This is a genomic window from Nonomuraea corallina (genome assembly GCF_027620315.1).
Classification (GTDB): Bacteria; Actinomycetota; Actinomycetes; order Streptosporangiales; family Streptosporangiaceae; genus Nonomuraea; species Nonomuraea corallina.
Genome location: NZ_JAPNNL010000233.1, coordinates 1 through 9,567 on the forward strand (window position 1 = coordinate 1; position 9,567 = coordinate 9,567).

Sequence of the window (9,567 nt, forward strand, 5' to 3'; positions counted from 1 at the left end):
CGCCACCACGCCCGCGGCGGCCACCGCCGCGGCCACGAGGATCGCCGAACGCAGCCCGTCCACCGTGACGCCCTCCGCCGGGCCGGTGGCCTGCCCCGCGACGGCCACCAGGACGGCCAGGCCGGCGCCGCTGCCCGCCTGAAGGACCGTGGAGGACAGCCCCGAGACCGCGCCCTGCTCGGACGGGCGCACCCCGGTCGTGGCCATGAGGAACATGGTGGTGAAGCAGAGCCCCGAGCCCAGCCCGAAGCCGACGAGCCCGGCCAGCAGCCCGGGGTAGGAACCGTCCGCGGACAGGCTCCAGGCCAGCACCGCCGTGCCGGCCGCGCCCACGAGCACGCCGGCCGTCAGCGCGCCGCGCAGCCCGAGCCGGGGGATCAGCCGCTCGCCGGCCAGGTTGCCCGCCGTGATGCCCAGCGTCGGCCCGAGGAACGCCAGCCCCGACCGCATCGCGTCGTACCCGAGCACCTCCTGGAAGTGCAGGGTCAGGAAGTACGGGACGCACTGCAGGGTCAGGCCGTAGACCAGGATCGCCCCGACAGCGGCACGGGTGTGCGGGTTCGCCAGCAGGCGCGGCGGCAGCAGCGGGTCGCGGCTGCGCGCCTCGATCGCCACGAACCCGGCGAGCAGCGCGACGGCGGCGGCCAGGCAGCCCAGCACGCCGGGCGAGGTCCAGCCCCACTGCGGGCCGTGCGCGACGGCGAACACCAGCCCGGTGACCCCGGCGGTGCCGGTGACGGCGCCCGGCAGGTCGAAGCGGCCAGGCCGCCGGGGGCCGTCCGGCGTCAGCACGGCGAACGCGGCCACGATCCCGGCGACGGCCGGCGGCACGTTCACGAAGAACACCGCCTGCCAGCCGAACGCCCCGGTCAGCACCCCGCCGAGCAGCGCGCCGAGGCTCAGCCCGCTCGCTCCGGACACCGCCCACACCGTCATCGCCCGGTTGCGGGCGGGACCCTCGTCGAACATGGTGACCACCAGCGAGAGCGTGGCCGGCATCAGCACCGCCCCGCCCAGGCCCTGGAGCGCACGGGCGGCGATCAGCGGGCCGGGGTCCGCGGCCAGCCCGCCGAGCAGCGAGGCGAACCCGTACAGGAGCAGGCCGAGCACGAACATCCGCCGCCTGCCGAGCAGGTCGGACAGCCTGCCCCCCAGCAGCAGGAACCCGCCGAACGCCACCGCGTACCCGCTCACCACCCACTGCAGCGCGTGCGGGGAGAAGCCGACCTCGCGCGCCAGCTGCGGCAGCGCGACGTAGACGATGGTGAAATCCAGGGCGGTGATCATGCTGCCCAGACCGAGCAGGACAAGAGGAAACAGGATTCGCATGCCGGTCAGCCTCGCCGCGGCTCCGGCACCCAGCCAGCCCCGGGTCCTGCGTACGCAGATCTTGCATAGGCTGGACGGTCATGGAGCGTGAGGCGGAACTGAGCGAGTTCCTGAAGTCCCGGCGGGCGCGGCTGCGCCCGGAGGACGCGGGGCTGCCCTTCAAGACCAACGGCACCCGCCGGGTACAGGGACTGCGCCGCGAGGAGCTGGCGATGCTCGCCGGGGTGAGCGTCGCCCACTACATCCGGCTGGAGCAGGGCCGCGGCCAGAACGTCTCGGCCGAGGTGCTGGACGCCATCGCCGACGTGCTGCGGCTCACCGCCGACGAGCGGTCCTACCTGCACGCGCTGGCCCACCCGGCGCATCGGTGCCGCGACTTCCCGCAGCACCCGATCAGGCCGGGGCTGCAGCGGCTGCTCGACTCATTGGTGCTCACCCCGGCGCTCGTCCTGGGCCGGCACGCCGAGGTGATCGCCTGGAACGCGCTCGGCGCCGCCGTCTTCGCCGACTTCGCGGCGATCCCCGAGAGGGAGCGGACGATCTCTCACCTGGTCTTCCTCGACGAGGACGTCAGGCGCATGCACGGCGACGGCTGGCGGCGGCTCGCCGAGGAGCACGTGGCCCGGCTCCGGTTCCTCAGGGTCTGTTACCCCGAGAACTCCGGGATCACGGCGCACGTGGCCGCGATCCGCGCGCTGAGCCTCGACTTCGGCGAGCTGTGGGAGGAGCACCACGTGGCCGCCGTCACCCACCGCGACTACGTCCTCGACCATCCCGTGGTGGGCGAGCTGCGGCTGTCGGCCGAGCTGGTGGCCCTGCCGGGCGACCCGGAGCTGCATGGCATGGACCTGTTCGCCGCCGAGCCGGGCTCCGCCTCCGAGGCCGGCCTGCGCCGCCTCGCCGAGACCGGCGCCCGCCGCCCCTCCGGCGCCGACCCCGCCGGGGTCAACGGCGCCGCAGGAGCCGGTCGAACACCCGCCGGGGAAGCGTCAGCGCCACGACGGCGAGCAGCACGTGCACCACGATGAAGGCGTAGGCCTCGTTCCTGGTCGCGGGATGGCCCAGCCGCACTGTCATGTGGTGGGCCCAGTCCCAGACCTCGGGGATCCCGTCGAGCCTGCTGTTCATGAGCACCGCCATCAGGTCCTCCAGACCCGACATCTGCAGGATCGTGGTGGCGGCGCCGACCCGTAGCACGCCCTCGCGTGATCCGCCGCCGAGCCGGTAGGCCAGCACGAGTGCGACGATCATGAACGGGACGAAGACCACCACGTGCAGATACAGGTCCTCGAACACGGCCGTCCCGTCCTGCATGTCCATCGACGTCATGAACGTCATGGGCACGAAGTAGAGGAGGAAGGCCAGGAAGATCGCGGGCAGGGCCACCAGGTGCAGCCGCAGCCACCGCGCCCACTCGACGTCGAGCCAGGCGACGGCGACGACGGCGGCGATCTGCGGGGTCAGTTTGACCAGGAGCATCCAGATCGAGGTGATCTCCTGCTCGTACGGGATGACGAAGCGGACCAGGATGACCAGTGCCACGGCCAGGGCTCCGGCCAGCAGCGTCACCCGGTTGGCCCGCCAGAAAGAGGTAGTCGGCATGAGTTCCTGTCAGTGCGTCACGAAGATCGGGGTGGCGTGGTCGGGGCAGGTGGCGAGCGTGAGCCCGTCCGCGCCCTCGGGGATCACGCCGACCAGGTAGGGCCGGCTGCGGCGCAGCGCCGTGACGGCCGGGGTCCCGCCGGACAGGCGGGCGTGGAAGCGGCGCCACAGCAGGTGGGTCGCGCCGCAGTCCGGCGCGGTCGCCGCGAGGTAGCCGAGGTGCGGGTCGTGGGCGACGCCCTGCTCCCGTACGGCCCGGCCGATGGGCAGGCGTGCCACCGCGGTCACGCGCACGCCGTCGAGCTCCGGGAGGAACGCGTCCAGAGCCTCCGGCTCGCCCACCAGGGTCGCCTGCCCGGCGTCCCTGGCGAGCCGGAGCGCGGGCGAGTTCAGCGCCCGGCGGCGCGACTCGCTGACGACGTTCGCGCCGGGCGGGAGCAGCACGCCGTAGCGGGGGCCGCCGCGCCCGAGAGCGCGCCGGTCCAGCACGGCGGGGCGGGTCTCCAGCACGGGCGCCCGCCGTGGCGCGCCGGCCATGAGGAGAGCCTCCCGCAGGTCCCGGCCGTCGCCGATCCACGCGGACGGCTCGCGCGAGGCGTCGAACGGCCGGGCGAACGGGCACAGCCGGTGCAGTTGCCCCGCCAGCGCCGCGGACGGGGTGGGCGCCGGCTCGTCCAGCGCCCGCGCCGCCTCCACCCACTGGTCGCGATAGAACGGCACCCGCGCGAAGGCCCTGCCGACCGTCGCCCGGTAGGCCCTCTCCCAGCGCGCCGGCGAGAACTCAGCCGGCATCGACCCTGACCCGGATCAGGTCGTCGACGGCGGTCAGCGTCGCGGCGAGCTCGTCGGCCGTGGCGCCGGAGGCCAGCACGTAGCCCAGCTTGGCCCGGCACTCGGTGTAGGGCACAACGGGCTCGCCCGGCTGGGCGGTGACCACCACGTCGGCCACCCCCGGCAGCGCCGTCGCCTCGGCGAGGCCGTCCAGCGCGACCAGCGTGCCCGCCGCCCCGGCGCGAATCATGCGGACCGCGGCGTGCCTGGTCCAGCGGGGCGTGAGGTCGGGGCGCTCGCCGACGGCGAGCTGGACGGCGGCCGACACCGTGTCCACCCCGTACATCAGGCCGAGCGCCTCGCCCATGCCGTTGCCGCCGAGCCGCGCGCCCATCTCGATCAGCACGACCCCGTCACGGGCCACGAACAGGTCGAGGTTGACCGGGCCGTCGGTGTAGCCGACCTCGGCGCAGACCAGCTCCAGCTGCCGCGTGACCTCCGCGGTGAGCGCCTCGTCGCGCGGGGACATGTCATGCCCGATCGCGACCACCTGGGGTGCTTCGACGACGCGGTCGCTCAGCCCGAGCAGCGCCACCCGCCCGTCCCGCAGGAACGCCTCGCCGCACAGGTCCCGGCCCGTCACCAGCTCCTCGACGATCACGGTCGACGACGGCGAGACCTCCGCCGCGGCCGCCGCCGCGCCCGGCAGTTCGGCGGGGGAGGCGCAGACCGCGATCCCCCGGGAGCTGCCCGAGTCGACGGGTTTGACGATGACGGGGAAGGCCAGCCGGGCGCCGTCGCGGCCCGCCTCGCCGGCGGTCCCGCTCACGTACGCGGGACCTGCCAGGCCGAGCCGGGCGCAGACCTCCCTGAAGTACGCCTTGTCCGCCGAGACGCGCAGCGCGGCGTCGGACAGCCCGCAGGGCAGCCCGAGCCGGCCGGCCAGCTCGACCAGCGACGGCAGGTTGATGTCGGTCCCCGGGGCGTGAACGCCCACCAGGTCGTCCCGGCCGCGCAGGGCCGCCGTGACCGCGTCGACGTCCCGCGTGCTGAGGTGGAGGAACTCGTCCGCCTCCCGCGCGCCGGGGGCGTCGGCGCGCAGGTCGACGCAGATGGTGCCCAGGCCGAGCCGCCGGGCGGCGCGGAACGAGCTGATCGTCCCGTCCGAGCCGCCCAGCATGATCAGTCGCTTCACCCGTCGGTCCCTGGAGACTTCCAGTGGACGTCGCGCTGCTCGATGAACCAGTCCACCGTCCTGGCCATGCCCTGTTCGAGAGAGACGAGCGAGCTCGGCTCGATGCCCACCGACAGCAGGGTCTTGGTCTGCGCGGTGACCGCGGTGCCGGGCGTCTCGCCGGGCCGCATCGGCAGGTCGGCGATGGGCACACGCGGGTAGCCGCGGTCGACGCAGAGGTCGATGATGAGCTCGGCCACCTCCCTGATGGTCGACGAGGTGGTCGGGCCGACCTCGACGACCTCGTCCAGCACGACGCCCTCGGCGGCCTTCTCCAGGGATGCCACGAGCGCGCGCGCCACGTCCCCGACCCACACCATGTCCGAGACCTGGGCGCCGCCGCCGTACAGCTCGACCGGCATCCCGCTCAGCGCCCGGCAGATCACGGCGGGCGTGATCTTCCTGACCTTGCCGGAGGCGAAGGGCGGCGCGGCCTGCTGGCGCGGGCCGTAGGCGTTCACCACCCGGACGTTGTTGACCCTCGTGCCGCGGTGCGCGTTGAACATGCGGACGAAGCGTTCGACGGCGGTCTTGGAGATGGAATAGCTGTTGTCCATCCAGTGGTTGCCCACGCAGATGTACACGCCGGGCAGGTCGTACTGGGCGATGGCCTCCAGGAAGTTGAGCCCGCCCATGAGATTGGTCTCTGCCGCCGGGCGGGGGTTCGAGATCGTCTCCTGGGTGCCGAGCACGGCGGCCAGGTGCACGATCGCGTCACAGTGCGCCGCGAGCTCCGTCATGGCGGTGGCGTCACGGATATCGCCCCGCATGACTTCCCACGAGGGGTCGGCGCCGGACGCCCCTCGGTGATCGAATACGAGCGGGACATGGCCACGGGCTACGAGTTCTTCGCAGACGTAGCGGCCGATGAATCCGTTGCCGCCCGTTACTCCAACCTTCATGCCACCTCTTGATGTGAGCACATGCTTACAGCGTGTGTCGGGTTGTATGACAACGCATCAGTGATCACATCAGACGAAATATCCCGCTAAGGTAGCCGCAGAACGTTTGTGTCCATGTTGTGATGGAGCAGAGTCAAGGCCGTGGCCGTGCACCTCGATGTTGTCGATGTCGGCGAGGAACCCGAGCCGCCGGGCTGGGAAGAGTTCCGGCAGGCGGAGGGCCTTTCCGCCATCTGGGCGTACGACGTCATCGCCGCTTCCTGCGCCGGCACGTGGGAACGCCCGCTGCTGACGGTGTTCCGCGACGACCAGGGTGTCGCGGGGGCGGTGGGCGCCGTCGCCACCGCCCTGCGCGCGCGGCGGCTTCCGCGCCGCGAGCCGCTCCTGCTCGACGTCCGCCTGCCCGGCCACTCCAACGGGCCCACCTGGCACTTCAGCGACCGCGTGACGCCCGGCGACCGCCGCCTGCTGATCCGGCGGTTCGAGCAGGCGGCGCGACGGCGCCTCGGCTGGATGCTCACCGGGGTGCTCTACCGCATGGTGACCGAGCCCCACCTGCCCTCGGTGGCCCGCGGGGGCGCGATCGTCAGGGAGTCGCCGGGCTCCACGGTCATGCCGCTGCGCTGGACCTCCGTGGCGGAGTGGATCGGCTCGCTCAGCCGCAACCGCAGGTCGACGCTGCGCCGTCAGCTCAAGAAGATCGCCGGGTCGGACGACCTCGTCGTGACGGAGGGCCGGGCCAGGACCGACCTCGACCCCGGCGAACTGGCAGAGCTGAACCGCAGGCACACGGCCAGGCTGGCCGCCCGCTTCGACCCCAGGCCACCCCTGCCCGCCGCGTACTTCGCCGAGTTCCTCCGGCGCGAGGACGTGACCGTCATCTCCTATGAGGCCGCCCGTCGGCTGCTCGCCTTCGCCGTCGTCTTCGACCACCCGGTCTCGCCCGCGTACGGGCCGTGGGCCGCGCTCCAGCCGGAGGAGGGCGGGCGCAGGGACCTGTACTTCGACAGCTACGCCCGCATCGTCGGGCGCGCCCTGGCCGACGGCTCCGAGCGGCTCCACGGCGGCAGGGGGTTCGTGGAGGTCAAGAGCTCTCTCGGCTTCGACTACGTGCCGATGAAGATCGTCGCCGTGCCCCGGTGGGCGATGGGATGAGCGTCACCCTGGAGATCCTGGACCCGCGGCACGACCCCGAGCCCGACGGATGGGAGCGGCTGCGCACCGCCGCCGGCCAGTGCGTGACCTGGCGCTACGACCTGCTGCGCGCCTACGCCTGGGCCGCCCAGGCCCCTGTCCTGCTCACCGTGCTGTACGAGGACGGCGCCGCCGCCGGCGCCGTGTCGGCGTCCCTGCGCGGCGTCCGCCCGCGGCGCGGGTCCTACGCTGCCCGCCGCGACGTGGCGGGAGTCGTGGACGTGCACGCGCCGGGCAACCGCTCGCAGAAAGGCTGGTGGTTCACCGGCGACCCGGCTCCGGAGCGGCGGCGGGAGCTGCTGCGCGGCTACGTCCGCGGCATCCGGCGCGAGCTGGGACCAGGCTGGCGGGCCGTGGTGTGGCGCGAGGTGTCCCCGGGGGAGCCCGCCCAGCTGCCCGGCGCGGTCAAGCTGACCCTGCCGACCGCGCCGCTGGCCAAGCTGGCCACCCCGTGGCGCGACCTCGACGGGTGGTACGCCACGATCGACCGCGCCCGCAGGGACTCGCTGAAGAGGCGGGCCAGGGGATTCGCCGCGGACCCCGAGTTGTCGGTCGCCGTCGGCCCCGCCCGCGAGCTGGTGACCGGGGCGGAGGCCGCCGCGCTGCGGGCCGAGAACGACCTCAAGCACCGCGCCAGGCTCTTCCCGCTCGCCCCCCTGCCGCAGCCCTACCTGGACGCGCTGGTCGGCGGGGACGAGGTGATGGCGATCGCCTACCGCGACGGCGGGCGGCTGATCGGGCTCTCCCTGATCCTGGACCACCTCGCCTGGCCCATCTGCCTGAGCTGGGGCGCCCTGCCGCCGGAGACCGGCGGCCGCAAGCACCTCTACTTCGACGGCTACGTCCGGATGGTCGAGTGGGCCATCGCCGCCGGCCGGGCCGGACTCGTCTTCGGCAAGGGGCAGGCGGACGTCAAACGCTCCCTGGGCGCCGACCTGGTGCCCTCCTCCGCCCTGGCCGTCCCCTTCTGACCCCGGCCCCTTCCGACCCGCCCTCTCCCACCCCGACCCCTTCTGACCCCGCTCTCTTCCGACCTCCGCCCCTCTTTCCGACCTCCGCCCCTCTTCCGACCTCGACCCGTGGACGCGCCCATGACCTGCGTGCAGTGCGGCCACCCGCACCCCGCCCTGATCGCCGGACTCTTCCGGCGGCCCCGCTACGCGTGCCGCGTCTGCGGCGCGGTCTTCAGGCCGGGCTCGCTCCCCGGGACCGAGCCGCCCGCCCCGGCCGGCTCCGCCCCCCTCCTCGAACCCGAGCCCCTCGCCCCTGCCGGCGAGGACCCGCTGGCGGCGTTCATGCCCGAGCGCATGGTTCGCTGGGTACGCGAACAGGGCCGCGCCTCCGACGCGCCCGGTGCCTTCGACACATCCGGTGCCTCCGACACATCCGGTGCCGCCGGCGCCCCGGACATCCCCGGCGCGCCGGACCGGGCCACGCTCGCCCGCTGGTACAAGGAGTGGGACGCGCTGGTGGCCGCCGCCCGCTCCGACCCGGAGGCGCGCGCCACCCTCGGCCGGGTCAGCGAGATCCCCGCCGACCGGCTGCCCGCCAAGCTGCCCGCGTTCGCCAAGGTGTGCGCCGCGCTCCACGCGACCTGCTACGACGCCCGCCTCGCCGGCGAACGGCTGGGCGGCGCGGACGACCCCTTCGTGACCGAACGGGTCGGGCACCTGCGCCGCTGGCTCGCCACGGCGGGCCGCGCCACCACCTGGCTCGAAGCGCCCCCCGCGCCGCCACCGGAGCCCGAGACGGTCAGGAGCCTGCTGGCCATGGAGGGCTCGTTCACCAGGGAGCAGGCCGCCGCTTTCTTCGCCGCCCTGTTCGGCGTGGACAAGGGGCCGTCCATCCCCGGCGTCCGCGCGCGCTTCGGCGACGAACGCGTCCACGAGGCGCTGCGCTCGTACCTGGAGAGCGGCGCCCGCCCGCTGCGCGAGACCGTGGCGGCCGAGCTGGACGCGACATGACCACGCCGGCCGACGCGGCCGAGGCGCACCGCATCGGGCCGCGCCGCCTGCTCACCCTGCTGAGCGGCCGTGCCGCTTTCCGCCTCCTGCTGTACGGATCGGCCGGGGTGCTGGTGGCGGCCTGGAGCCGGGAGGACTTCAACCGGTACGCCGCCGCCGTCGGAGCGGTGGGCTGGCTGTCCATGGTGGTCCAGTCGGGCCCCGAGAAGGCGGCGCTCGCCCTCATCCCGCGGGCCCGCCGCACCCGCGACCAGCTCGCGGGCATGCTGCGGACCGCCGTCGCGTACGTGCCGCTGCCGTTCACCGCGGCCGCCGTCGCCGCGCTCCTGATCAGCCCCGGCTCCACGGTCACGGTCTACCTGCTGGCCGTCGCCTACTACGTCGGCCTGGGCTGCGGCATGCTGGGCGTGGCCGTGCACCGGGCGCTCGGCGGTTACGCCAGGGACACGGTGCACTTCACGCTGCTCGGCGTCGGGATGATCGGCCTGGCCGGGCTGGCGTTCGCGGTGTCCATCCCGCCCGTCGCGTACCTGACGGGACTGCTCGCCCTGGTCACCGCGCTCAACGTGGC

General features: G+C 73.9%; 10 protein-coding genes. 5 read left to right on the forward strand and 5 right to left on the reverse strand.

Annotation, left to right across the window (positions count from 1 at the left end; all coding sequences use genetic code 11):
* Positions 1–1,329, reverse strand: a 1,329-nt coding sequence (locus tag OUY22_RS33770) for an MFS transporter (protein ID WP_270159343.1), incomplete at its 3' end; no start/stop codon positions are given.
* Positions 1,330–1,409: 80 nt separating this feature from the next.
* Here OUY22_RS33770 and OUY22_RS33775 point away from each other — a divergent pair.
* Positions 1,410–2,357: a helix-turn-helix domain-containing protein gene (locus tag OUY22_RS33775; protein WP_270159344.1), complete on the forward strand. Its 948-nt coding sequence runs from the start codon at positions 1,410–1,412 to the stop codon at positions 2,355–2,357.
* Here OUY22_RS33775 and OUY22_RS33780 read toward each other — a convergent pair.
* From OUY22_RS33780 to OUY22_RS33795, 4 genes are read right to left on the reverse strand one after another with little or no spacing between them, the layout of a single operon-like run.
* Positions 2,275–2,931, reverse strand: coding sequence for a hypothetical protein (locus tag OUY22_RS33780; protein ID WP_270159345.1), 657 nt, complete (start codon positions 2,929–2,931; stop codon positions 2,275–2,277). The two genes, OUY22_RS33775 and OUY22_RS33780, sit on opposite strands and share 83 nt — an antisense overlap.
* A 9-nt stretch (positions 2,932–2,940) precedes the next feature.
* Complete coding sequence (locus OUY22_RS33785) at positions 2,941–3,723, reverse strand: hypothetical protein (protein ID WP_270159346.1); 783 nt, start codon at positions 3,721–3,723, stop codon at positions 2,941–2,943.
* On the reverse strand, positions 3,713–4,897 hold the full coding sequence (locus tag OUY22_RS33790; RefSeq protein ID WP_270159347.1) for an ATP-grasp domain-containing protein: 1,185 nt from the start codon (positions 4,895–4,897) through the stop codon (positions 3,713–3,715). The genes OUY22_RS33785 and OUY22_RS33790 overlap by 11 nt, the downstream gene beginning before the upstream one ends.
* Positions 4,894–5,838: an NAD-dependent epimerase/dehydratase family protein gene (locus OUY22_RS33795; RefSeq protein ID WP_270159348.1), complete on the reverse strand. Its 945-nt coding sequence runs from the start codon at positions 5,836–5,838 to the stop codon at positions 4,894–4,896. Before OUY22_RS33795 ends, OUY22_RS33790 begins: the two co-directional genes overlap by 4 nt.
* Positions 5,839–5,979: 141 nt before the next feature.
* Here OUY22_RS33795 and OUY22_RS33800 point away from each other — a divergent pair, with 141 nt between their 5' ends.
* The 4 genes from OUY22_RS33800 to OUY22_RS33815 form a co-directional block, all read left to right on the forward strand.
* Complete coding sequence (locus OUY22_RS33800) at positions 5,980–6,993, forward strand: GNAT family protein (RefSeq protein WP_270159349.1); 1,014 nt, start codon at positions 5,980–5,982, stop codon at positions 6,991–6,993.
* Positions 6,990–8,003 carry a hypothetical protein gene (locus OUY22_RS33805; protein WP_270159351.1) on the forward strand — a complete coding sequence of 338 codons (1,014 nt, stop codon included), beginning with the start codon at positions 6,990–6,992 and terminating at the stop codon, positions 8,001–8,003. Before OUY22_RS33800 ends, OUY22_RS33805 begins: the two co-directional genes overlap by 4 nt.
* Positions 8,004–8,123: 120 nt before the next feature.
* On the forward strand, positions 8,124–8,996 hold the full coding sequence (locus OUY22_RS33810) for a hypothetical protein (RefSeq protein ID WP_270159352.1): 873 nt from the start codon (positions 8,124–8,126) through the stop codon (positions 8,994–8,996).
* A partial coding sequence (locus OUY22_RS33815) for a hypothetical protein (protein ID WP_270159353.1) occupies positions 8,993–9,567 on the forward strand: 575 nt, incomplete at its 3' end. The genes OUY22_RS33810 and OUY22_RS33815, both read left to right, overlap by 4 nt.

Coding starts and splice junctions, on each gene's coding strand:
- OUY22_RS33775 (WP_270159344.1), top strand. CDS start 1,410: ATGGAGCGTGAGGCGGAACTGAGCGAGTTCCTGAAGTCCCGGCGGGCG.
- OUY22_RS33805 (WP_270159351.1), top strand. CDS start 6,990: ATGAGCGTCACCCTGGAGATCCTGGACCCGCGGCACGACCCCGAGCCC.
- OUY22_RS33785 (WP_270159346.1), bottom strand. CDS start 3,723: ATGCCGGCTGAGTTCTCGCCGGCGCGCTGGGAGAGGGCCTACCGGGCG.
- OUY22_RS33795 (WP_270159348.1), bottom strand. CDS start 5,838: ATGAAGGTTGGAGTAACGGGCGGCAACGGATTCATCGGCCGCTACGTC.
- OUY22_RS33810 (WP_270159352.1), top strand. CDS start 8,124: ATGACCTGCGTGCAGTGCGGCCACCCGCACCCCGCCCTGATCGCCGGA.
- OUY22_RS33780 (WP_270159345.1), bottom strand. CDS start 2,931: ATGCCGACTACCTCTTTCTGGCGGGCCAACCGGGTGACGCTGCTGGCC.